The organism is Nocardioides pini (assembly GCF_026712185.1).
In the GTDB taxonomy this organism is placed as follows: Bacteria; Actinomycetota; Actinomycetes; order Propionibacteriales; family Nocardioidaceae; genus Nocardioides; species Nocardioides pini.
The window spans coordinates 137612-160791 of record NZ_JAPPUX010000002.1 but is presented as its reverse complement, the minus strand read 5'-3'; the positions used below and the strand labels follow the sequence as shown (position 1 = coordinate 160791).

At 72.8% G+C, this 23180-nt stretch carries 23 protein-coding genes; 16 read left to right on the top strand and 7 right to left on the bottom strand.

What is annotated here, in order from left to right; translation table 11 throughout:
- The first annotated feature begins 142 nt into the window (after positions 1 to 142).
- Entirely contained in the window at positions 143 to 1258 is a 1116-nt protein-coding gene (locus NYO98_RS06965) for a DNA glycosylase AlkZ-like family protein (RefSeq protein ID WP_268110837.1), read from the top strand.
- A gap of 15 nt (positions 1259 to 1273) precedes the next feature.
- On the opposite strand, the gene NYO98_RS06960 is transcribed toward NYO98_RS06965, so the two are convergent.
- From NYO98_RS06960 to NYO98_RS06950, 3 genes are read right to left on the bottom strand one after another with little or no spacing between them, the layout of a single operon-like run.
- On the bottom strand, positions 1274 to 1981 hold the full coding sequence (locus NYO98_RS06960) for a 4a-hydroxytetrahydrobiopterin dehydratase (protein WP_268110836.1): 708 nt from the start codon (positions 1979 to 1981) through the stop codon (positions 1274 to 1276).
- Between the two features lie 11 nt (positions 1982 to 1992).
- Positions 1993 to 2796 carry an SRPBCC family protein gene (locus NYO98_RS06955; RefSeq protein WP_268110835.1) on the bottom strand — a complete coding sequence of 268 codons (804 nt, stop codon included), beginning with the start codon at positions 2794 to 2796 and terminating at the stop codon, positions 1993 to 1995.
- Between the two features lie 7 nt (positions 2797 to 2803).
- Positions 2804 to 3286 carry a pyridoxamine 5'-phosphate oxidase family protein gene (locus tag NYO98_RS06950; protein WP_268110834.1) on the bottom strand — a complete coding sequence of 161 codons (483 nt, stop codon included), beginning with the start codon at positions 3284 to 3286 and terminating at the stop codon, positions 2804 to 2806.
- 174 nt (positions 3287 to 3460) lie between these two features.
- Between NYO98_RS06950 and NYO98_RS06945 the strand changes: the two genes are divergently transcribed.
- A complete protein-coding gene (locus tag NYO98_RS06945) occupies positions 3461 to 5824 on the top strand; it encodes an excinuclease ABC subunit UvrA (RefSeq protein WP_268110833.1) in 2364 nt (787 codons plus the stop codon).
- Positions 5824 to 6522 (top strand): alpha/beta fold hydrolase, encoded by a 699-nt coding sequence (locus NYO98_RS06940; RefSeq protein WP_268110832.1) that lies wholly within the window; start codon positions 5824 to 5826, stop codon positions 6520 to 6522. Before NYO98_RS06945 ends, NYO98_RS06940 begins: the two co-directional genes overlap by 1 nt.
- Here NYO98_RS06940 and NYO98_RS06935 read toward each other — a convergent pair.
- Entirely contained in the window at positions 6519 to 7310 is a 792-nt protein-coding gene (locus NYO98_RS06935) for an Fpg/Nei family DNA glycosylase (RefSeq protein ID WP_268110831.1), read from the bottom strand. The two genes, NYO98_RS06940 and NYO98_RS06935, sit on opposite strands and share 4 nt — an antisense overlap.
- Before the next feature lie 62 nt (positions 7311 to 7372).
- Here NYO98_RS06935 and mmuM point away from each other — a divergent pair, with 62 nt between their 5' ends.
- The gene (gene mmuM / locus NYO98_RS06930; protein ID WP_268110830.1) at positions 7373 to 8275 is read left to right on the top strand and encodes a homocysteine S-methyltransferase; all 903 of its coding nucleotides are present in this window, start codon (positions 7373 to 7375) and stop codon (positions 8273 to 8275) included.
- A 24-nt stretch (positions 8276 to 8299) separates the two neighbouring features.
- Here the strand turns inward: mmuM and helR are convergent, their stop codons facing one another.
- Entirely contained in the window at positions 8300 to 10492 is a 2193-nt protein-coding gene (helR, locus tag NYO98_RS06925; protein ID WP_268110829.1) for an RNA polymerase recycling motor ATPase HelR, read from the bottom strand.
- 64 nt (positions 10493 to 10556) lie between these two features.
- On the opposite strand from helR, the gene NYO98_RS06920 reads away from it, so the two are divergent.
- The 3 genes from NYO98_RS06920 to NYO98_RS06910 are packed head-to-tail and all read left to right on the top strand — an operon-like array spanning position 10557 to position 11617.
- Entirely contained in the window at positions 10557 to 10997 is a 441-nt protein-coding gene (locus NYO98_RS06920) for a PaaI family thioesterase (protein WP_268110827.1), read from the top strand.
- A 14-nt stretch (positions 10998 to 11011) separates the two neighbouring features.
- Positions 11012 to 11404: a DNA polymerase ligase N-terminal domain-containing protein gene (locus NYO98_RS06915; RefSeq protein WP_268110826.1), complete on the top strand. Its 393-nt coding sequence runs from the start codon at positions 11012 to 11014 to the stop codon at positions 11402 to 11404.
- A 3-nt stretch (positions 11405 to 11407) separates the two neighbouring features.
- A complete protein-coding gene (locus tag NYO98_RS06910) occupies positions 11408 to 11617 on the top strand; it encodes a helix-turn-helix domain-containing protein (RefSeq protein WP_268110825.1) in 210 nt (69 codons plus the stop codon).
- 205 nt (positions 11618 to 11822) lie between these two features.
- Here the strand turns inward: NYO98_RS06910 and NYO98_RS06905 are convergent, their stop codons facing one another.
- Positions 11823 to 12335 (bottom strand): hypothetical protein, encoded by a 513-nt coding sequence (locus tag NYO98_RS06905; protein WP_268110824.1) that lies wholly within the window; start codon positions 12333 to 12335, stop codon positions 11823 to 11825.
- A 284-nt stretch (positions 12336 to 12619) separates the two neighbouring features.
- Entirely contained in the window at positions 12620 to 13183 is a 564-nt protein-coding gene (locus tag NYO98_RS06900; RefSeq protein ID WP_268110823.1) for a SigE family RNA polymerase sigma factor, read from the bottom strand.
- A gap of 235 nt (positions 13184 to 13418) precedes the next feature.
- Here NYO98_RS06900 and NYO98_RS06895 point away from each other — a divergent pair, with 235 nt between their 5' ends.
- From NYO98_RS06895 to NYO98_RS06855, 9 genes are read left to right on the top strand one after another with little or no spacing between them, the layout of a single operon-like run.
- A complete protein-coding gene (locus NYO98_RS06895) occupies positions 13419 to 16301 on the top strand; it encodes a Na+/H+ antiporter subunit A (RefSeq protein WP_268110822.1) in 2883 nt (960 codons plus the stop codon).
- The gene (locus tag NYO98_RS06890) at positions 16298 to 16795 is read left to right on the top strand and encodes a Na(+)/H(+) antiporter subunit C (RefSeq protein WP_268110820.1); all 498 of its coding nucleotides are present in this window, start codon (positions 16298 to 16300) and stop codon (positions 16793 to 16795) included. The genes NYO98_RS06895 and NYO98_RS06890 overlap by 4 nt, the downstream gene beginning before the upstream one ends.
- Positions 16792 to 18498 (top strand): Na+/H+ antiporter subunit D, encoded by a 1707-nt coding sequence (locus tag NYO98_RS06885; RefSeq protein WP_268110819.1) that lies wholly within the window; start codon positions 16792 to 16794, stop codon positions 18496 to 18498. The genes NYO98_RS06890 and NYO98_RS06885 overlap by 4 nt, the downstream gene beginning before the upstream one ends.
- Positions 18495 to 19055 carry a Na+/H+ antiporter subunit E gene (locus NYO98_RS06880; RefSeq protein ID WP_268110817.1) on the top strand — a complete coding sequence of 187 codons (561 nt, stop codon included), beginning with the start codon at positions 18495 to 18497 and terminating at the stop codon, positions 19053 to 19055. Before NYO98_RS06885 ends, NYO98_RS06880 begins: the two co-directional genes overlap by 4 nt.
- Complete coding sequence (locus NYO98_RS06875) at positions 19052 to 19357, top strand: monovalent cation/H+ antiporter complex subunit F (protein WP_268110816.1); 306 nt, start codon at positions 19052 to 19054, stop codon at positions 19355 to 19357. Before NYO98_RS06880 ends, NYO98_RS06875 begins: the two co-directional genes overlap by 4 nt.
- Positions 19354 to 19719, top strand: coding sequence for a monovalent cation/H(+) antiporter subunit G (gene mnhG, locus NYO98_RS06870; RefSeq protein WP_268110815.1), 366 nt, complete (start codon positions 19354 to 19356; stop codon positions 19717 to 19719). Before NYO98_RS06875 ends, mnhG begins: the two co-directional genes overlap by 4 nt.
- A 57-nt stretch (positions 19720 to 19776) precedes the next feature.
- Positions 19777 to 21492, top strand: a complete 1716-nt coding sequence (locus NYO98_RS06865) for a cation:proton antiporter (protein WP_268110814.1) — start codon at positions 19777 to 19779, stop codon at positions 21490 to 21492.
- A gap of 35 nt (positions 21493 to 21527) precedes the next feature.
- Complete coding sequence (locus NYO98_RS06860; protein ID WP_268110813.1) at positions 21528 to 22367, top strand: aldo/keto reductase; 840 nt, start codon at positions 21528 to 21530, stop codon at positions 22365 to 22367.
- A gap of 25 nt (positions 22368 to 22392) precedes the next feature.
- Positions 22393 to 23121, top strand: a complete 729-nt coding sequence (locus NYO98_RS06855) for a peptidylprolyl isomerase (RefSeq protein ID WP_268110811.1) — start codon at positions 22393 to 22395, stop codon at positions 23119 to 23121.
- Positions 23122 to 23180: the final 59 nt, after the last annotated feature.

Below are 23180 nucleotides of genomic sequence, written 5' to 3'. Positions count from 1 at the left end.
CCCACATGCCGTCCACGGTCGCACCGGACGGCGTCACGCGGGCCCGAACCGGCCCGGATTGCCCGATCTGGTGCAGGAATGGCCCGTTCGGGCCATGCGGGCCTGGTCACGACACACCGGGCCGCGGTCCTAGGATCGCGCCATGGGCGCCCCTCCGAGCCTCGAGCTGTCGCCACGACAGGCCCGGCGCATCGCCGTACGCGCCCAGCTGCTCGCCGCGCCACGACCACGCGACGTGCTCGAGGTGGTGCGGCACCTCGGCTTCCTGCAGGTCGACCTCACGCGCGTGGTGGCGCAGCACGCCGACCTCGCGCTGTGGACCCGCCTCGGGAGCGCCTATCGGCCCGACGACCTCGAGGAGCTCGTCGGCGACGGCGCGATCGTCGAGCTGCGGGCGATGCTGCTGCCCAGCGAGGACGTCGCGCTCCACCGCGCCGACATGGACGCCTGGCCGGGGGAGCCGCCGCTGAAGGAGTGGCAGGAGGACCTCGCCGACTGGGTGGCCGCCAACGACGGGTGCCGGCGCGACATCCTGGCGCTGCTGCGCTCCGAGGGCCCGACCGCCGCGCGTGACCTGCCGGACACCTGCGAGGTCCCGTGGCGCTCGACGGGGTGGACCAACGACAAGAACGTCATGAAGCTCCTCGAGTGCATGGAGGCGCGGGGCGAGGTCGCCGTCGCCTCCCGCGAGGGCCGCGAACGGCGGTGGGACCTCGCCGAGCGCGTCCACCCCGGCGACCCCGCGGTTCCGGCCGAGGAGGCGCACCGGATCCTCGCGGCCCGACGGCTCCGGGCGCTCGGCATCGCCCGGCCCCGGGCCCTCGAGGCGTGGGACGAGCGGTACGACGTCCGCGGCACCGGCGCGGCCGCCCGCATCGACGGCGTGCGCGGGCTGTGGCGGGTGGACCCCGCCCGGGTCGACGACCTCGACGACTTCGCGGGCCGCACGGCGATCCTCTCGCCGCTCGACCGGCTGGTCTTCGACCGCAAGCGGATGGAGGACCTGTTCGCCTTCGACTACCAGCTGGAGATGTACAAGCCCGCGGCGTCGCGCCAGTGGGGCTACTGGGCGATGCCGGTGCTCGACGGCGACGAGCTCGTCGGCAAGGTCGACGCCACTGCCGACCGGGAGGCCGGCGTGCTGATCGTCGACGCGGTGCACGAGGACGGCGACTGGTCGGTGGCCCGGCGCCGCCGGGTCCACGCCGAGCTCGACGCGCTGGGGGAGTGGCTCGGCCTCGAGGTCGCGCGGTCCTGAGCGCGCGCCCGCTGCTCAGTCCTGCTGGGCCGTGGACGTGTCGACGCAGATGACGCCCCGGTTGCCGTCCTGGTCGGCGATCACCGTCAGCCCGCTCGCGCTGCCGTCGTCGACGACGGTGCCACCTGCCGCGACGGCGGCGGCGACCCGCTGCTCGAGCGCCTCGGGTGCGACGTAGACCTCGACGTGCCACCGCTGGGTCGCAGGCTGCTCCTCGGCAGCGTCGTCGAACCACAGGTTGGGCACCCGGGCGGTGGCATCCCGCACCTCGTCGCTGGGTGACCCGCGGCCCTGGGATGCCGCGTCGCCCGTCAGGACCGCGGCCCACACCGGGGCGACGGCCGACGGGTCGGACGCGTCGAGCCCCAGCTCGACCTCGCTCACCGCGGTCGGGTCCGCACGGAGCGCGTGGTCGGCGGCGATGCCGGTGATCCGGCGCGCGAGGTCGACGTCCTGCTGGGTGACCCACTCGACGACGTGCTCGGTGCCCTCGTCGTCTCGGTAGATCGCATCGGCGGTGACCAGCTCGAGGTCGACGTACGACGAGCCGATCGTCACGCGTGGGTGGTGCCCCGACGCGTCACCCGCCTCTCCGACGGCGGCGACGAAGCGCGCACCGGCGGCGAAGCCGTCCGTCAGGTAGCGCGCGTGCAGCCCCTGGGCCAGCTTGCGCCACTCGGTCAGTCCGGCCTCGGCGATCTGGGCGCCCCGCAGCATGTCCATGCTCCGCGACCCTAGTCGTCCAGCGGCAGCCCGAGTGCCGATGCGAGCCGCCGCGGGTCGGAGACGGCGAGCGTGGCACCGGGGTGGGTGATGGCGCCGGTCGGGTCGATCGCCGGGACGGGCTCGTGGAAGGTCAGGCAGAGGGCACGGTCGCCGTTGGTCGTGAACGAGACGCCGCGGTCGGTCAGCGACAGGTGCGGCGGACCCGCGGTGCGGTGCCACGCGAAACCCCCGGTGACCTCGGCGGACGCGACGTTGGCCCGGGGTGTCGCGAGCCGCCAGGGACCGTAGCGGACGAACAACCACTCCGGACCCACCTCCACCGTCGTCGTGGCGGGGGAGATGCCGAAGGCACGGGCGGGCCCGAGGTAGGTGGGCGCGAACGCGAAGTCGAAGGACTCCACCGCCTCGGGGGCACCCTCCCCACCGGGGTCGCGCACGAGTCCGCGCAGCGCCGCACCGGCAGGCAGCCGGTAGGGCTGGAGCACGGCCGCGGCGGCGGGAGCAGGCACGCGCAGCAACGCCCGGCTGCCGCCACCGGGTGCGGGGATCACGTGGTGGTCCATCGACACCGCGGCCGGACCGCGGCCGGCACGCCAGGTCCACGACCGCAGGGCGGGGTCGACCCCGGTGACCTCGAAGTCGACCACCACGCCGGCGGGACCGTGCACCCGTCCGGTGGTGCCGACCCCCAGGACGTCGTCCGACGACTCGACGTCACGGATCAGTGGTGCCCACGACGACCAGGTCGCGGGCGTGGTGAAGCGCCGCCACGCCTCGTCGGCGGTGGCGGGACCGTGGGCGTCGACGAGCACGGGAGGCTCAGAGCCGGACGGTGTCGTTGTCGCCGAGGTCCGGCTTCTCGTCGCTGACGAGCCCCTTGGCCATCTGCACGGCGACGGCGACCTTCCCCGGGGACTCCCAGAACTCGGCGGTGGCCCCGTCGATGCGCAGCAGCACGTTGTCCGGGTCGTCGGGACCGCCGGACATGAACGCGCCGGCCGAGGCGTCCCAGAGCTCGCGCAGCTTGGCGCGGTCGTCGCTCACGTGGGCGGTGCCGGTGAGCGAGACCCAGCCGGCCTTGCTGGAGTAGGAGACGTTGACCCGCGGGTCGGCCTCGATCGCCCGCACCTTCTCGCTGCTGCGCTCGGTGAGGAACCAGGTGGTGCCCGGGTCCTCGAAGTCCTGGGTGCCCATCGGCGTCGAGACCAGGTGCCCGTCGAGCGACACGTAGGTCAGCACGGCGATGTCGGTCTCCACCATGATCTCGGCAACGGTCGCGGTCCGGTCGTCGTGGGTGCTCATGCACCGACACTGGCACGCCGGGCAAGCCCTCCACCCCACCCGAGCGGCGGGGGCCGTCACACCACGGGCGCGCGGCGCGTCGTACTGGCAGGATTGCCCGCCAACGGGAGGGGCGCGGGTCCGGCTCGGCCGGCCCGCGACACGACAGGCCAGACCACAGGGGAGACGCGCACGATGACCACCACACACCCGGCCGACGACCACGCGCTCATCCGTGTCGAGGGGGCGCGGGAGAACAACCTCAAGAACGTCAGCGTCGAGCTGCCCAAGCGCCGCCTGACCGTGTTCACCGGGGTGTCCGGGTCCGGCAAGAGCTCGCTGGTCTTCGCCACCATCGCGGCGGAGTCGCAGCGGATGATCAACGAGACCTACAGCGCGTTCGTGCAGGGCTTCATGCCCACGCTGGCCCGGCCCGACGTCGACCACCTCGAGGGCCTGACGACGGCGATCATCGTCGACCAGGAGCGGATGGGCGCCAACCCGCGCTCGACGGTCGGCACCGCGACCGACGCCAACGCGATGCTGCGGATCCTCTTCAGCCGGCTCGGCGACCCCTACGTCGGGCCTCCGACGGCGTACTCCTTCAACGTCCCGACCCGCAAGGCGAGCGGGATGATGACGACCGAGAAGGGCGGTCGCACCGAGCGCAGGATCGCCAAGCAGGAGGTCTACCTCGGCGGCATGTGCCCGCGCTGCGAGGGCATGGGCAAGGTCAACGACATCGACCGGACCGCGCTCTACGACGAGGAGAAGTCGCTGTCCGAGGGCGCGCTGACGGTGCCGGGCTATTCGATGGACGGGTGGTACGGGCGGTTGTTCGAGGGCATGGGCCTGCCGATGGACAAGCCGATCAAGTCGTTCACCAAGAAGCAGCTCGAGACGATGCTGTGGTCCGAGCCGACGAAGATCAAGGTCGAGGGCGTCAACCTCACCTTCACCGGGATGATCCCGCAGATCCAGAAGTCGATGCTGTCGAAGGACCCCGAGGCGATGCAGCCGCACATCCGTCGCTTCGTGGAGCGTGCCGTCACCTTCCAGACGTGTCCCGACTGCGAGGGCACCCGCCTCACGCCCGAGGCGCGGAAGTCGAGGATCAACGACAAGTCGATCGCCGACCTGTGCGAGATGCAGATCAGTGACCTGGCCGACTGGGTGCGGGACCTCGACGAGCCGTCCGTCGCACCGCTGCTGAAGGGCCTGCAGCACCTGCTCGACTCGTTCTCCGAGATCGGCCTCGGCTACCTCTCCCTCGACCGCCCCGCCGGCACGCTGTCCGGTGGCGAGGCCCAGCGCACCAAGATGATCCGCCACCTCGGCTCCTCGCTCACCGACGTCACCTACGTCTTCGACGAGCCCACGATCGGGCTGCACCCGCACGACATCGAGCGGATGAACAACCTGCTGCGACAGCTGCGCGACAAGGGCAACACGGTGCTCGTGGTGGAGCACAAGCCCGAGACGATCGGCATCGCCGACCACGTGGTCGACATCGGCCCAGCGGCGGGCGCCGCGGGCGGTGAGATCTGCTTCGAGGGCGACGTCGACGGCCTGCGCCGGAGCGACACCATCACCGGCAGGCACCTCGACGACCGCGCCAGGCTGAAGGACTCGGTGCGCGCCGCGTCCGGGACGATGGAGGTGCGCGGCGCGAGCACGCACAACCTGCGCGACGTGGACGTCGACGTGCCGCTGGGCGTGCTGACGGTCGTCACCGGGGTGGCCGGGTCGGGGAAGAGCTCGCTGATCCACGGCTCGCTCGCCGGCCGCGACCAGGTGATCGTCATCGACCAGGGCGCGATCAAGGGGTCGCGCCGCAGCAACCCCGCGACGTACACCGGCCTGCTCGAGCCGATCCGCAAGGCCTTCGCGAAGGCCAACGGCGTCAAGCCCGCGCTCTTCAGCTCCAACTCCGAGGGGGCGTGCCCGACCTGCAACGGCGCCGGCGTGATCTTCACCGAGCTCGGTCCGATGGCCACCGTCGAGTCGCCGTGCGAGGAGTGCGAGGGCCGCCGCTTCAAGGCGGAGGTGCTCGAGCACACCCTCGGCGGCAAGGACATCGCGGAGGTGCACGAGATGTCGGTCGTCGACGCGCTGGCGCACTTCAGCGACGGCGAGGCGAAGATCCCCGCCGCCGTGAAGATCCTCGACCGGCTCGTCGACGTCGGCCTGGGCTACCTCTCGCTCGGCCAGCCGCTGACCACGCTGTCGGGCGGCGAGCGGCAGCGCCTCAAGCTCGCGACGCAGATGGGGGAGAAGGGTGACGTCTACATCCTCGACGAGCCCACCACCGGCCTGCACCTCGCCGACGTGCAGAACCTCCTCGGCCTGCTGGACCGTCTCGTCGACGCCGGCAAGTCCGTCATCGTCATCGAGCACCACCAGGCCGTGATGGCCCACGCCGACTGGATCATCGACCTCGGTCCGGGTGCGGGTCACGACGGCGGCACGGTCGTCTTCGAGGGCCCGCCGGCCGACATGGTGGCGGCGGAGCAGCCCACGCTGACCGGCAAGCACCTCGCGGCCTACGTCGGCGCCTGATGCTGCTCCTGCACGGGCTCGGCGCCACGGGCGCGGTGTGGCGCGGCGTGCTCGACCACGCACGCATGCCGTCGGCGGCGCCGGACCTGCCCGGGCACGGGACGGCGGCGTGGGCCGCGCCGTACTCCTTCGCCCGGCACGCCGAGGCGGTGCTGCCGCTGCTCGACGACCTCGACGACCCGGTCCCGGTGGTCGGCCACTCGATGGGCGGCGTGGTGGCCCTCGTCCTCGCCGCGCTGGCGCCCGACCGGGTGACGCGCGTGGTCGGCCTCGGCATCAAGGTCGCTTGGCCGCCCGAGGACGCCGCCCGGGCGCTCGCGGTGGCCGAGCGGCCCGTGGCGACGTACGACACCCGCGAGGCGGCCGTCGACCGGTTCCTGCGGGTCTCCGGGCTCGCCGGGCTCGTGCCCGCCGACGACCCGCTGGTCGACGGCGCCGTCGTCGACCGCGAGGCGGCGGGGGAGGGGAGTGGCTGGCGGCTCGCGCAGGACCCCCGCACCTTCGGTGTCGGCGTTCCCGACATGGCGGGACTGCTGTCGGCGGTGGCGTGCCCGGTGGTGCTGGCCCGCGGCGAGCACGACCCGATGGTCAGCCACGAGGAGCTCGCCGGGCTCGTGCCCGACCCGGTGACGCTGCCCGGGCTCGGCCACAACGCGCACGTCGAGGACCCGGCGGCGGTGCTCGGCCTGGTGCGCTAGGCCTGGCAGACCGCGCACCAGAACAGGCGGCGGGCGGCGATCAGCGTGTCCTGGACGGGCGCGCCGCAGATCCGGCAGGGCAGCCCGGCCCGGCCGTACACGTAGTGGGCGTCCACGCGGCGCGGCCGGCCGGCCGGGCGCTCGCGGTCGGCGGGGAGCGTCGTCACGATGCGTCCCGCGCGCACGCCGGCACGCAGCAGCTGCACGAGGTCGTCCCACACGGCGTGCAGCACGGCCGCGTCGTGCAGGCGACCCGGTCGCAACGGGTCGAGACGCTGACGGAACAGCACCTCGGCGCGGTAGACGTTGCCGACACCGGCCACGACCGACTGGTCCATCAGCAGGGTGGCGATGGGGGCCCGGCTGCGCAGCACGCGGGCCACGAACCCCTCCGCGTCGGGCCGGCGCCGCAGCGGGTCGGGGCCGAGACGGGCCAGGACGCTCCTGCGCTCGGCGTCCGTGAGGACCTCGCACGCGGTCGGCCCGCGCAGCTCGAGCCAGTGACCGCCGCCCACCAGCCGCAGCCGCAGGGCTCCCCGGGCCGCCGGCGCCGGGAGCGTGCCGTCACGGAACTTGCCGTAGAGGCCGAGGTGCACGTGCAGCCACAGGTCGTCGTAGCGGTGGAAGAGGTGCTTGCCCCACGCGTCGGTGGCACCGAGCACCCGCCCGTCGAGGAGGCGGGCACCGTCCTCGAAGCGGCCCTGCGGGCTGTCGGCGGACACGTGGTGCCCGACCAGCAGACGGGCGTGGCGGCGGGCGAGGCGGTGGATGGTGTGTCCCTCTGGCACGTGCCGATCGTTGCCGACGGCACCAGAGGGCCGTCACACCCCTCGGGTGCGAGACTCGTGCCATGACCCGCACCGACCTCCGGACCGTCGTCGCCGAGCGTCCCGTCGTCCTCGACGGCGGCCTCGCCACGTTGCTCGAGGAGCACGGCCACGACCTGTCGAGCTCCCTGTGGTCGGCACGGCTGCTGCGCGACGACCCGGCCGCGGTCGAGCGCGCTCATCGCGAGTTCTTCGCCGCCGGGGCCGAGGTGGCGACCACCGCGTCCTACCAGGTGTCCTTCGAGGGCTTCGGCGCCGAGGGCGCGGACCGCGCCGAGGTGGAGCGCCTGCTGCGCACGAGCGTCGAGCTGGCCGCCGCCGCGCGGGACGAGGCAGCGCCCGACGGGTGGGTGGCGGCCTCGGTCGGGCCGTACGGCGCCGTGCTCGCCGACGGCTCGGAGTACCGCGGCGACTACGACCTCGACGTGGCCGGGCTGCGGGCCTTCCACCGGCCGCGGCTCGACGTGCTCTCCTCGACCGTGGGTGAGCACGCCGACGTGCTCGCGGTCGAGACCATCCCGTGCCTCGCCGAGGTCGAGGCCGTCCTCGCAGAGCTCGACGGCAGCGGGGTGCCGGCGTGGCTCTCCCTGTCCACCGCCGGTGGCCTCACCCGCCTCGGCGAGCCCATCGGTGAGGCGTTCGCGATGGCGGCCGACGTCGCCGAGGTCGTGGCCGTGGGGGTCAACTGCACCTCGCCGTCCGACGCCGGGGCAGCCGTGCCCGTCGCCGGCGCCCACGGCCCGGCGGTCGTCTACCCCAACTCGGGTCAGGGCTGGAACGCCGCCACGCGCTCGTGGGAGGGCCGGTCGGCCTTCGACCCCGCCGACGTCCGGGCGTGGGTCGACGCCGGTGCGCGGCTGGTCGGCGGCTGCTGCCGCGTCGGCACCGCCGACATCACCGCCCTGCGCGCCACACTTGCCCGGTGACCCCGCCGGACGTGCGGCGCGACCTCACGACCTGAGCACCACCAGCCGCTGGGTGGCGCGGGTCATCGCGACGTACCGGTCCACCGCACCCGCCACGCCGTCGCCGAACCCGTCGGGGTCGACGAGCACGACGAGGTCGAACTCGAGGCCCTTGACCAGCTCGGGTGCCAGCGAGCGGACGCGGGGCGTGTCGACCCACGTGGGGTCGCCGACCACCACCGCCGTTCCCTCGGCGTGCTGCGCCAGCCAGTCGCCGACGATCGCGTCGCGCTGGGCGGCCGGCGCGTGGAGCACGGGGATCCCGCTCTCGCGGACCGAGGTGGGCACGTTCGCCTCGGGGAGCGCCGCGCGGATCACGGGCTCCGCCTCGGCCATCACCTCGGCCGGCGTGCGGTAGTTGACGGTCAGGGGGGCCACCGTGACGTCCATGAGCCCGAGGCGCGCCAGCCGGTCGGTCCACGACTCGGCGAAGCCGTGGCGTGCCTGGGCGCGGTCGCCGACCACGGTCATGCTGCGCGAGGGACAGCGGCGCAGCAGCATCGCCCACTCGGCGTCGGTGAGCTCCTGTGCCTCGTCGACGACCACGTGGGCGAACGGTCCCGCCAGCCGGTCGACGTCGGAGGCCGGGAGCGCCGCGTCGTCGACGAGAGCGGTCTGCAGGTCGTCGTGGACGAGCATCGACACCAGGCCGTCGCCGAGCTCGTCGGCGCCCGTCTCGCGTGCCGTCGTGCGCAGGTCGTCGATGACCTCACCCATCCGCGCGCGCTCGCGGGCCTCGGCCGCCTGCGTACGCCGCCGCCGGCGCGACGCCTCGGGGTCACCGAGCCGCAGCCGGGCGGCGTCGAGCAGCGGCAGGTCGGCGTACGTCCATGCCGCGGGGTCGTCGCGACGCAGGGCGCGCACCTCGTCGGGCGCGAGCCACGGAGCGCAGTGGCGCAGGTAGGCCGGCACCGTCCAGAGGTCGCCCACCAGGTCGGTGTGCTCGATCAGCGGCCAGGCCCGGTCGAAGGTGTCGCGCAGGCCGGCGTGGCGCTCGAGGACGCGGCGGAGCTCGTCGGGGGAGAGGTCCTCCACGACGTCGCCGGCCTTGTCGACCAGGATCGTGAGGACCTCGTCCCAGACGTCGTCGCGGGCGAGGTTGTGGGGCGTGCCGGGGTCGGGGGAGTCGAAGGCCTCCGCCCACTCGGACGCGGTGATCCGCACGTCACCCCAGGCGGTCTCGACGAGGTACGACGCGGCGGGCGGCTCCTCGTAGAGCGCGACCGCCGGCTCGATCGCCTCGACCATCCGCAGGTCGGCCTTGAGGGCTGCGACGCGGTCGTCCGGCTCGGGGCAGGTCGCGACCTCGGGCACCAGGTCGCGGACGGTGCACGTCTGCACCCCCTCCTCGCCCAGGCTCGGCAGCACGTCGCCGACGTAGGCGAGGTAGGGCTGGTGCGGTCCCACGAAGAGCACCCCGCCGCGCCGGTGCCCCAGCCGCGGGTCGGCGTAGAGCAGGTAGGCGGTGCGGTGGAGCGCGACGACCGTCTTGCCGGTGCCCGGACCGCCGTCGACGACCAGCGCCCCGCGTGACCCGGCGCGGACGATGGCGTCCTGGTCGGCCTGGATGGTGCCGAGCACGTCACGCATCCGGGGCGTGCGGCTCCCGCCGAGGGTGGCGATGAACGCCGACTGGTCGTCGAGGGCCGCCGTGTGTGCCAGGCCCTCCTCGGTGAACGCCTCGTCCCAGTAGTCGACGATCCGGCCCGCCGCCCAGCGGTAGCGGCGCCGGCTCACCAGGCCCTGCGGGTGCGCGTGGGTGGCGGCGAAGAACGGCTCCGCGGCGGGCGAGCGCCAGTCGACGAGCAGCCGGCGACCGTCCGGGTCGGCGAGGCCGAACCGGCCGACGTAGGTCGTGGTGTCCTCCTCGTCGCGAGGCTCGGCGCTGACGATGCGACCGAGGCAGAGGTCGAGGTCGTAGCGGCGCAGGGCGCGCAGCCGGGTCGACAGCCGATGCACCTCCTGGTCGCGCTCGAGGGCCGCCGTGCCGTGTCGGACCGGGGTGCGCCGGACCTCCGCGAGGCGCTCCTCGAGGTCGGCGACCGCGCGCTCGAGCCCGGTGGCGATCCGGGTGAAGTGCTCGCGGTCGCGGTCGATCAGCGCGGGGTCGAGCTTGGCGGCGAGGGTGTGCGGGAGGGCGAAGGGGGCGGTGTCCTGGAGGCTGTCCTGCTGCGTCACGCCGTGCAGTGTGGAGGCTGACCGGGGCCTTGCGGCAAGCCCCCGGATGGCCTATACGTTGAGAGTGGAGGCAGTCCAGGCCGTCAGCTCGGTCCCGATCCTGGAGGCCATGGGCATCCGCGTCGTCGAGCTCCGCCAGGGTCACGCCGCGGCCGAGCTGCCGCCGGAGCCGAACGTCAACCACTTCGGCGTCACCTACGCCGGCTCGCTGTTCAGCGTGGCGGAGATGCTGGGCGGGCTGCTGAGCCTGACCACCTTCGACCTCGAGGGCGAGCTCGCCGGGTTCGTGCCGCTCGTCAAGGAGTCCACGATCCGGTTCCGTCGGCCCGCGCTGGGCGTCGTACGCGCCTCGGCGTCGCTGCCGGACGACGAGGTCGCGCGGGTGCGCACCGACGCGCTGGCGTCGGGCAAGGGGGAGTTCGTGCTGGAGGCGACCCTCACCGACGCCGGCGGCGAGGTCGTGGCGACCACGGTCGGGACGTACCAGCTCCGTCGTCTCGGATGACGAGGGTCCTCCCCGTGCCTGCGCCGCCGAGGTTCGTCCTGCACGACCACCGACAACCCAGCCCGCACTTCGACCTGCGGCTCGAGGAGGACGGCGTGCTGCGCAGCTGGGCCGTCCCGAAGGGGCTGCCGGCCGACGGCCGGCACGACCGGCTGGCCATCGCGGTGGACGACCACGACCTCGACCACGTGGACTACGAGGACGAGCACAAGTCCGTCGCGGACACCGGGACGTGGGAGGAGCACTCCCGCGACGAGCGGCGCCTGGTGTTCACGCTGCACGGTCGCGACCGCGCGCGGCGCTTCGCGCTGATCCACACCGGGGGCTCGCAGAGGCTCCTCCACCTGACCAAGGAGCAGCCGTCGTCAACGGAGGTCGACAACGCGCGTTATGTCAACGACAGTTGACGCATGAGGACTGCCATCGACGCAGACGAGCCGTACGAGGAGAGCCCGCTCGAGGAGCTCATGCGGATCGCCCGTGCCAAGCACGACCTGGCGGCCGCGGAGGCCGTCGCCGTACGACGCGCGCGCATCCACGGCTTCTCCTGGGCCGAGATCGGGACGATGCTCGGCGTCTCCAGGCAGGCGATGCACAAGAAGTACGGCAAGTTCGCCTGAGGCGCTCATGGTGCGACAGCGGGGAGCGTCAGCCTGCTCAGAACAGGCCGAGGTTCCCCGATGAGTGCGGGACGCGACGCAAGCACCCCTCTCGCCCGCCCTGCAATATCGCCGATAACTGACATTATGTCAGACAATGAGGGTCGAGGGATGACACCGGTGTGATCCCACGTGTCGCGCTTTGCAGGACGACGTCCCGTGGCAGCTACTCCCATCGGACGGAGCCGAGCCAGGTTTGCATGGGTCCTTGGATCCTTGCGCGGTCCTTGGGTGCGTACTCCACCCAGAAGACGACCAGTCCCTGCCCGGTGCGTACGGCTGTGACGTCCATCGGCTTGTCCTCCAGCAGCTTGTAGCAAGCTCCGGCCCGCACGCAGAACAGGTCGGACGCCGCCGTCCCGGGCTTCTGGGTGAGGGTGAAGGTCTGCGCCGGGCGGCCGCCCACCTCGCTCGTGGCGACGTTGGACACCGTGAGCTCGTCCCGGGTCTGACGGATGTGAGCGGCCAGGTCGGCGGGCAGGTCGGATGTCGGGACGTCGGTGAACGTGCCGATGAGGAAGGCTGCGGCGGCGGCGGTGGTGCCCTTGATGGAGTAACCGCGCGTCCCGTTCTCCGTCGACGGGTCCGAGAAGCCCTTCGGGACGACGAACCTCATCGGGAACGTGATGCCCTCGAACCCCCGCACGGTCTCGCCCGGGGTCTGAGGTGCTTCTGACACTTCGGGCTCGGCCGAGGAAGGCGACGGTGACGCAACCGGGGGCGCGGGGTCCACCGGCGGCGTGCCACCTTGCCCGGAGCCGAACCACACCGCGGCCGCGACAGCCGCGGCCAACGAGGCGGCGGCGATGCCGGCCCCACTCCTGCCCCTTCGAGGACCCCGGTCGCCTCGGTTGAGTCGGTCGTGGAGCTTGGTGAGCTCGGTGACGGTGTCTGTCTGGCTCATTGCTTCCTCCGCGTGTTGGTGGAGGGCAGCGGACAGTCGTTGCTCGACAGCCGAGTCGGTCATGACTGCTCCTCCCATTCCTGAGCAAGGGCGGCCAGGCCACGACTCGCATGTTGTTTGACCGAGCCTCGGGAGATCCCCAAGGTCTCAGCGATCTCGAGCTCGGACTGCTCGAGGTAGTAGCGCATGACCAGCACCTGTCGCTGGCGCATCGGCAACGACGTGACCGAACCCCACATGCGGGCGGCCTCCTCGTGCGCCACCACGCCCTGTTCTGCGGACTGGAGCTCCTCGGAACGAGGAACCAGGCGCAAGCTTGCCCGCTTCCCCCGGAGCCCGCGACGTAGGACGTCCCGGCTGCCATTGACGACTGCACGGTTCAGGTAGGTCACGGCGGCGTTCTGGTCCCGAAGGGCTCGCCAGTGACGGTGAAGCGCGGCGAACGCATCCTGCACCACGTCCTCCGCGACCTGGCGGTCGTCGACGAGCAGCGCCGCGAGCCCCACGAGTCGGCGGTGGTGGACGACGAACAACTCGGAGACAACCGCGGACGCGTCCTTTTCGACGGTGCGCGATGGCACCACCACCCCGGGCCCCGGCCCCTCGATCTCGTCCCTCGCCACGTGCATATCGGATCAGACGATCGAGGCGTAGAACGGTTGACACCTCCGCGCCACGAGCTCGAATGGGCTAGACCAGCACTCGACACTCGGTCGACGCGCGGCCGCCGCCGCCGCGGACAGGCCCGAGATGGGGTCCATCCCCCATCTTTGCCCCGCAGGCGCTCGAGCGGTCGGATGGCGCGTTCTGCCCCGGTACGGTTGAGGAAACTCCACCGAGGACGAGGGACCACCGCCTGTGCTGTTGCTGATCGCCGCTCTGCTCGCGGCGGCGGTCGTGTCTCCGTGGCTGGTGCTCCGGGCCGGCAGGCGCGCGTTCGTGGGCATCGCCCTGGTGCCGCTGGCCGGCACGCTCTGGGTGGCTGCCCAGGGTGCCGCCGTCCAGGACGGCGAGACGCTCGTCGAGGTGCACCCGTGGGTGGGCAGCATCGGCCTCGAGCTGGCCTTCGCCATGGGGACCCTCCAGTGGCTGATGGCGCTGATCGTGCTCGGGATCGGCGCGCTCGTGCTCGGCTACTGCGCGTGGTACTTCGACGACGACGAGCCGGGCGTGCCGCGCTTCGCCGGCGTGCTTGTCGCCTTCGTGGCCTCGATGCTCGGCCTGGTCCTGGCCGACGACCTGCTGCTGCTCTACGTCTTCTGGGAGCTGACGACGGTCTTCTCCTTCCTCCTCATCGGCCACGACTCGGAGCGGCGCGCCAGCCGGCGTGCGGCCATCCAGGCGCTCGTCGTGACCACCTTCGGTGGCCTGGTCCTACTTGTCGGGGCGATCGTCGTGGGCCGCGCCGCCGGGACCTTCCGGATCACCGAGATCCTCGCCGACCCGCCCGTCGGCGTGGCCGTGACCGTCGGGGTCCACCTCCTGCTGGTGGGCGCCATCAGCAAGTCGGCCCTGCTCCCCTTCCACTTCTGGCTCCCGTCGGCCATGGCGGCGCCGACCCCCGTCAGCGCCTACCTCCACGCGGCGTCGATGGTGAAGGCCGGCGTCTACCTGGTCGCGCTCCTCGCTCCCGCGTTCGCCGCGGTCACCGGGTGGCGCACCGTCCTTCTGACGCTCGGCCTCGCGACGATGGTCCTGGGCGGCGTACGAGCGCTCCGGCAGCACGACCTCAAGCTGCTGCTCGCCTACGGCACCGTCAGCCAGCTCGGCTTCCTCGTGCTCGTCCTCGGCACCGGCACCCGCAGCGCGATGCTCGCGGGGCTCGCCCTCCTGCTCGCGCACGCGCTGTTCAAGGCGACGCTCTTCCTCGTGGTCGGCGTGATCGACCACAGCACCGGCACGCGCGACCTCCGTGAGCTGACCGGCCTCGCCCGCCGGCTCCCCGTCCTCGCCGTGTCCGCGACCCTCGCCGCCGCCTCGATGGCGGGCCTCCCCCCGCTGCTCGGCTTCGTCGCCAAGGAGAGCGTCCTCGTCGCGCTCGTCGACGTCGCCCACACGGGTGACGGCACCGGGATCGGTACGACGAACGCGTGGCTGCTGCTCGCCGGCGTGGTCCTCGGCTCGATCATCACCGTCGCCTACTCGGCCCGCTTCGTGTGGGGCGCCTTCGGCACCCGGGAGGTGGCGACCCCGGTGTCGGTCCACTCCCCCTCGGCCGGGTTCGTCGCGGCGCCCGTGATCCTGGCGGCGCTCTCGCTGGTGCTCGGCTTCCTCGGCTCCCCGCTCACGACGCTCCTGGCCCCCGAGGCTGACGCGTTCCCGCCAGGCGCCCACGAGCCCGAGCTGTCCCTGTGGCACGGCGTCGGCCTCCCCCTGGTGCTCACCCTCGTGACCCTCGCCGTGGGCGCCGCGCTGTTCGTCGCCCGTGAGCCCGTCGCGCGGGCGCAGGCCGCCCTCGCCCACGACTGGAGCCTCGAGCGCGCCTACCGCGGCGGCATGCGGCTGCTGGACCGCACGGCAGTCGAGGTCACCGGTGTGGTGCAGCGCGGGTCCGCGGCGGCGTACCTCGCCATCATCCTCGTCGTGCTGGTGCTGCTCCCCGGCTCGACCCTGATCGGCAACGTCGACGGGCTGCAGGTGGCGGCGTGGGACAACCCCGCGCAGGCGGTCATCGGGGTGGTCGTCGTCGCCGCGGCGGTCATGACGGCGCGCTCGCGGCGCCGGATCCGGGCGGTCCTGCTCGTCGGCGTCACCGGCTACGGCACGGCCCTGCTGTTCGTCCTGCAGGGCGCGCCCGACCTCGCGCTCACCCAGGCGCTGGTCGAGACCCTGACCGTGGTCGTCTTCGTGCTGGCCCTGCGCCGGCTCCCCGAGTACTTCACCGACCGCCCGCTGAGCCGCCAGCGCTACCTGCGGGTCGTGCTCGGCGTCGCGGTCGCCGTCGTCACCGCCGGCTTCCTTCTCGTGGCGGGCGCGGCGCGCACCGCCGACCCCGTGTCCCTCTCGCTGCCCGAGCAGGCGCTCGAGTTCGGCGGCGGCGGCAACATCGTCAACGTCATCCTCGTCGACACCCGCGCGTGGGACACCCTCGGTGAGCTCGCCGTCCTGGTGGCCGCGGCGACCGGGGTCGCCAGCCTCGTGTACGTCAACGCGCGCGGGGCCGACATCCGCCGCGTCCACGACATCCCCTACCCGGCCGGCGTCGAGAAGGTCGCGACGGCCCCGGGCCGCCGCGCCTGGCTGCCCGGCTCCCGGACCCTGCCGCCGGACAAGCGCTCGATCATCTTCGAGGTGATCGTGCGGCTGCTGTTCCACACGCTGGTCGTCATCTCGATCTACCTCCTGCTCGTCGGCCACAACGAGCCCGGCGGCGGCTTCGCGGCGGGCATGACGACCGGGCTGGCGCTCGTCGTGCGCTACCTCGCGGGAGGCCGCTACGAGCTCGACGAGGCGGCACCGGTGGACGCCGGACGACTGATCGGGGGCGGCCTCGCCGTGGCGGCGCTGGCCGCCCTGCTCCCGATGGCCTTCGGCGGGGTGGTGCTGCAGTCGGCGGTGATCGACCTGCACCTGCCGCTGCTGGGCGACCTGCACCTGGTCTCGTCGGTCCTCTTCGACGTCGGGGTCTACCTGGTCGTCGTGGGGCTCGTGCTCGACCTGCTGCGCGCCCTCGGCTCCCACATCGACCGCGACATCCAGCGCGCGATGCGCGCGGCCCAGTCCGAGGCGGAGGCCGCATGACCGTCAACCTGACCCTCGTCCTCGTCGCCGCCGCCCTCCTCGGCTGCGGCGTGTACCTCGTCCTCGAGCGCAGCCTGTCGCGCGTGCTGGTCGGCATCGTCATGATCGGCAACGGCGTCAGCCTGTCCTTCATGGTCGCCGGCGGCCCCGCGGGACGCGCACCGATCGTGTCGAAGGGCGGCGACACGGGCGGCCTCACCGACCCGCTCCCCCAGGCCATGGTGCTCACCGCCATCGTGATCACGCTCGCGACCACGGCGTTCGTCCTGGCCATGGCCTACCGCAGCTGGCAGCTCAACGGCCACGACGACGTCCAGGACGACATCGAGGACGACACCATCCGCAGGCTCGCCCTGCGCGACGTCACGTCGGAGGCCTACTCCGCCACGACGTCCGACTACCCCGGTGACGACTCCAGCGGCGACCCCGGGCAGGGCCCCGACGACGATCCGCTGGTCGCCGACGCCGCCGAGACGGAGGGCCGGTCCAGGTGAACTCCCTCGTCCCCCTCCCGGTCCTGCTGCCGATCCTCGGCGCGGGTGCGTCGCTGGCGCTTCTCCACCACCCGCGCATCCAGCGCTGGCTCAGCCTCGCCGTGCTCGCCTCGGTCGTCGTCGTGGCCGCCGTGCTGCTGGTGCAGGCGGACCGGCACGGCCCGCAGACCGTCTGGATCGGCGCGTGGCCCGAGACGCTCGGCATCGTGCTGGTGGCCGACCGGCTCGCCGCCCTCATGCTGCTGGTCAGCGCGATCGTGACGCTGGCGGTCCTGGCGTACTCCGTGGGGCAGGGCATGACCGAGGACGAGGAGGGGGCACCGATCTCGGTCTACCACCCGACGTTCCTCGTGCTGGTGGCCGGCGTCGCCAACGCGTTCCTCGCCGGCGACCTGTTCAACCTGTTCGTCAGCTTCGAGATGCTGCTGTTCGCCAGCTACGTCCTGCTGACCCTCGGCGGCACGGCGGCCCGCGTGCGCGCCGGCACCATCTACGTGCTGGTCAACCTGCTGTCCTCGACGCTCTTCCTCATCAGCCTGGCGGTGACGTACGCCGCCACCGGCACGCTCACGCTGGCCCACCTCGCGCAGCGGCTCGCGGAGCTGCCCGACCACGTGTCACTGATGATCCAGCTGCTGCTGCTGACGACGTTCGCCATCAAGGCGGCCGTCTTCCCGCTCTCGCTGTGGCTCCCGGACAGCTACCCCACCGCGCCCGCACCCGTGACGGCCGTGTTCGCGGGGCTGCTCACCAAGGTCGGCGTCTACGCGATCCTCCGCGTGCAGACCCTGCTGTTCCCCGGCAGCCCGCTCACCGACCTGCTGCTGTGGGCCGCCCTGCTCACCATGCTCATCGGCATCCTCGGCGCCGTCGCGCAGTCCGACATCAAGCGCATGCTGTCCTTCACCCTCGTCAGCCACATCGGCTACCTCATCCTCGGCATCGCGCTCGACAGCCGCACCGGCACGGCCGGCACCACGTTCTACGTCGTCCACCACATCACGATCCAGACGGCGCTCTTCCTCGTCCTCGGCCTGGTCGAGCGCCGCGCGGGCAGCACCGCGCTGATGCGCATCGGCGGGCTGGCCCGCATCGCCCCGGTGCTGGCCGTGCTCTTCTTCGTGCCGGCGATGAACCTCGCGGGCATCCCGCCGTTCTCCGGCTTCATCGGCAAGGTGGGGCTCTTCCAGGCCGCCCAGCTCGACGGCAGCCCGCTCGCCTGGACCCTGGTGGCCGCCGGCGCGGCGACCAGCCTCCTCACCCTGTACGCCGTCGCCAAGACGTGGGCGGTCGCGTTCTGGCGCAGCCCGCGGGAGGCCCACGAGGCGCTCGAGGCGATCGGCGACTCCGTCGGCGAGGCCGCGGTCGAGCCGGTGCCCGGTCACGACACCCGCCCGGTCCACCAGCACCGCGGCCACGTCCACACCGCCGCGGGCACCGTGTCGCGGCGCGACATCGAGGAGGCGCGCCGCCTCGGCGACGACAACGAGCCCGACCGCGACTTCTACGCCCTCATCCAGGCCGGCGAGGACAACCGCCACTCGCCCCTCGGGATGCTCCTCCCGGCGGGCGCACTCGTCGCGGCCAGCGTGCTGCTGTCGGTGATCGCCGGACCGCTCTACGCGCTCGGCGACCGGGCGGCGGTCGACCTGCACGAACGCACGCCCTACCTCTCCTCCGTCCTCACCGAGGAGCACCCGTGAGCCCGGTCATGCGCACCCGCCGCGACGGGTCCACCCGTCCGGCCCGGCACCGGGCCGTCCAGCCGATCCCGGTCCTCTGGCTGCTGCTGGTCTGGCTCGCCCTGTGGGGCGCCGTGACGCCCCTGCTCGTCCTCGGCGGCGTCCTGGTGGCCGTGCTGGTCTGCCTCGCCTTCCCCCTGCCCCCGATCGACCTCGGGTCGTCGGTGCGCCCCCTCCCCCTGCTCGGCGTGGTGGCCCGCTTCCACCTCGACGTCGTGCGCGCCAGCATCGAGGTGGCCGGCGTCGTCCTGCGTCGCCGACCGGTGCGCAACGCCGTCGTCGCGGTCGACCTGGAGACCACGTCCGACTTCCTGATGACCCTGGTCGCGTCGATGCTCTCGCTGATCCCCGGGTCGGTGGTGGTGGAGGCGCGCCGGTCCACCCACACGCTCTACCTCCACGTCATCGACGTGCCCGACGCGGAGGCCGCCGAGGAGTTCCGGCGGATGGCCCTCGCCCTCGAGCAGCGCCTGCTCCGTGCGCTGCCGCCCCGACCGACCGACCGGGAGCGCCCATGACACTCGTGCTCGTCCTCGGAGCGGTGCTGCTCACCGTGGCCGCCGCACTCCTCCTCGTGCGTCTCACCATCGGCCCGACGATCCTCGACCGGAGCGTCGCGCTCGACGTGCTGGTCGCGGTCACCGTGTGCGGGACGGGGCTCTACGTCGCCCACTCGGGGGTGACCTTCCCCCTCCCGATGCTCGTCGTGCTCGCCGGCTGCGGCATGGTGGGCGCGGTCAGCGTCGCCCGCTACGCCAGCCGCAGCGACGACCTCGAGGCCGGCGACCGCGACGACCCGGGGATCGGGGGCACGTGGTGAGCTGGACCCAGCTGGCCGACCTCGCCGCGGCGGTGTGCATCCTCCTCGGCGCGCTGCTCGCGCTCATCGCCGCGATCGGCGTCGTACGCCTGCCCGACCTCCTCACCCGCATGCACGCAGCCACCAAGCCGCAGGTCCTGGGCACGGTGCTGGTGATGACCGGGGTGGCGCTGCGCCTGCGCGACCCGGGCGTCGTCGGCATGCTCGCGCTCATCGTGCTGCTGCAGATGGCCACCAGCGTGGTCTCCAGCCACATGGTCGGACGGGCCTCGTTCCGCGCGGGACAGGTCCGCCACGACCTCCTCGTGGTCGACGAGCTCAGCGACGGCCCGTCGCACGAGGAGCCGCGCGGCGCCCCCTGACGCCGGGCGCGTCCTGACCGCCGGGACGGACGCCCCGGGCTCGTTACGCTGACGGTCGTGGAGCTGCTGACCCTCGCCGTCGCCGCCCTGATGGCGATCGTCGTGGCGGCCGTGCTGTCCCGGCGCACCGGGATCGCCACGCCCCTGGTCCTGCTGGTCCTCGGCATCGCCTTCAGCCTCGTCCCCGGCACGCCCGACTTCGCGCTGCATCCCGACTGGATCCTGCTCGGGGCCCTGCCGCCGCTGCTGTACGCCACCGCGGTCCAGGTGCCCGTCATCGACCTGCGCCGCAGCATCGGCATGATCACGTGGCTCTCGGTCACGCTGGTCGTCGCCTCGGCGCTCGCCGTCGGTGCCGTGGTGCACCTCGTCGTTCCCGACGTCTCCTTCGCGGCCGGCGTGGCGCTGGGGGCCGTCGTCGGCCCCACGGACGCGGTCGCAGCGACCGCCATCGGCAAGCGCTTGGGGCTCCCCCACCGGTTGATGACCGTGCTGGAGGGCGAGAGCCTGTTCAACGACGCCTCCGCGCTGGTCGTGCTGCGGACGGCGCTGCTCGCCATCACGGCGGGATTCAGCCTGGGCGACGCGGTCCTCGACTTCGTGCGAGCGGTCGCGCTCGCCGTCCTCATCGGCTACGTCGTGGGCCGCGCGACCGTCTGGCTGCGGAGCAAGCTGGACGACCCCGTCCTCATGACGGCGGTCAGCTTCATCGTGCCGTTCCTCGCCTTCCTGCCGACCGAGGAGGCCGAGGCGTCCGGCGTCGTGGCCGTGGTCGTGGCGGGCCTGGTCACCGGACACCACGGCGTCCGCACCTTCAGCGCCCGCGAGCGCCTCACCGAGCGCACCAACTGGCTGACCATCCAGTTCCTGGTCGAGAACGGTGTCTTCCTGCTGATGGGTCTGCAGCTGGAGTCGCTCCTGCGCGACCTGGACGCGTCGTCGAGCAGCCTGCCGGAGGTGCTGGGGATCGCCGCCCTGGTCCTCGCGCTGCTGCTCGTCCTGCGGATCGTCTTCGTCGGCGTGCAGGTGCTCCGCGAACGTCGACGCCGACCACGCCTCGACGCCCTGCGCGAGCGGCTCGCGCTCATCAGCCACCGCGTCGACACGGTGGCCGAGGAGGGCGGACCGCGCGTGGACGGCCCGCGTGGCCAGCACCGCATGTCGCGGTTCCGGCGACGGGTCGAGCGCGGCAGGGCCGACGTCGCCTACCAGGAGAGCGAGCCGATCACCGCGCGCGGCGGGGCGGTCCTGTCGTGGGCGGGGATGCGCGGGGTGGTCACGCTCGCCGCCGCCCTCACCATCGGCCCGGAGGTCGACGAGCGGACCCTGCTGATCACGGTCGCGTTCGTCGTGGCCGTCGTCTCGCTCCTCCTCTACGGCGGCACGCTGCCGTGGGTGATCCGCACGCTCGGCGTCTCCGGCGTCGACCCCGACCGCCAGCGTGCCGAGGTGGCCGAGCTCGTGAACGACATCACCGCCACCGCGGCAGCGGCCATGGGGCCGACGGACCGGATCGTCATCGACGGCACCCCGATCGATCCGGAGGTCGCCACCGAGACGCTGGCCTGGCTCGAGCGGGTCCGGGACGCCCGCACCGACCGGGACCCGGAGGCCGTCACCCTCGCCGCGCAGCGGATGCTCCTGCACCGCCGGCTGATCGCGCTCATGCGCGACGCGCTGCACGAGGAGCGCGCCATCGGCGCCTACAGCACGACCGCGCTCGCCCGCGCGTCCGCACTCGTCGACGCCCAGGAGCTGCGGCTGGAACGCTGAGGCGACCGCTTGCCGGGCGTCCTAGGTTGGTGGCCATGGCCCGCATCCCGACGTACGACCTCAACGACGGCACCACGATCCCCGCGATCGGCTTCGGCACCTACCCCCTGCGCGGGGACGACGGCACCGAGGCGATCCGGACCGCCATCGAGGCCGGCTACCGGCTCGTCGACACCGCGGTGAACTACGAGAACGAGAGGGAGGTCGGCGAGGCCATCCGCCGCTCCGGGGTCCCGCGCGACGAGCTCGTCGTCGCCAGCAAGATCCCGGGGCGCCACCACGCGTACGACGACGCGATCGCGTCGGTGCGCGAGTCGCTCGACCGCCTCAGGCTCGAGCGGACGGACCTCCACCTCATCCACTGGCCCAACCCGAGCCAGGGCAGGTTCGTCGAGGCGTGGCGGGCGCTGGTGCAGCTGCAGAAGGACGGCCTCGTGCGCTCCATCGGCGTCTCCAACTTCACCGAGGAGCACCTCGAGCGCATCATCGACGACACCGGCGTGACGCCGGCGGTGAACCAGGTCGAGCTGCACCCCCGCTTCCCGCAGGACCACATGCGCGCGGTCCACGCACGCCTCGGCATCCGCACCGAGGCCTGGAGCCCGATGGGCAAGCGGCGTGCACCCCTGGAGGAGGACGCCGTCCGGGCGGCCGCCGACGCGCACGGCGTCTCCCCCGGACAGGTCATCCTGCGCTGGCACGTCCAGCTGGGCTCGCTCCCGATCCCGAAGTCGGCCGACCCCGCCCGCCAGGCCCAGAACCTCGACGTCTTCGGGTTCGAGCTCACCGACGACGAGATGGCCGCCGTCTCCGGGCTCGCCGAGGACGACGGGCGCCTCTTCGGTGGCGACCCGGACACCCACGAGGAGATGTGACGACCCGCTGGCTACCATCACCGGCATGCTGAAGCGACTCGCCACCGTGGCCGCCTGCCTGTCCGTCCTCGCGCTGTCCGCGTGCGGCAACGAAGCGGACGGGAACGACACCGCGTCGGACCCAGCGGCGTCCGAGTCCTCCAGCGAGTCCACCGAGCAGTCGTCGGAGTCGCCCGAGGCCTCCGGCGCGACGGCCACCTGTGACTACCCCGAGGACGGCCAGGAGCCGGCCCGGGACGTCGAGCGCCCCGACACCGAGGCTCCGTCCGAGGGCACCGTCCCCGCGACGATCACCACCAACTTCGGCGACATCGGCCTGACCCTCGACGCGGCGACGACGCCGTGCACGGTGAACTCGTTCGTCTCGCTCGCCGAGCAGGGGTTCTACGACGACACCCCGTGCCCGCGGATCGGCGACATGGAGGGCTTCGGCATCCTGCAGTGCGGCGACCCGACCGGCACCGGCTCCGGTGGAGCCGGTTACTCCTTCGCCGACGAGCTGAGCGGTGACGAGACCTACCCGGCCGGAACGCTCGCCATGGCCAACGCCGGCCCCGACACCAACGGCTCGCAGTTCTTCCTGGTCTTCCGCGACTCCCAGTTCCCGCCCGACTACACCGTCTTCGGCACGATCGACGAGGCCGGCCTGAAGACCATCGACGCGATTGCGGCCGAGGGCAACGACGGAGCCCACCCGGCCGGCGGCGGCGCCCCCAACAAGGACGTCACCATCGAGAAGGTCACCATCGGCTGACTCCTCGCTCGGGTAGTCCAGTGAGGACTGGCTGTTGCCGAACCGTCCGGACGCCCCGT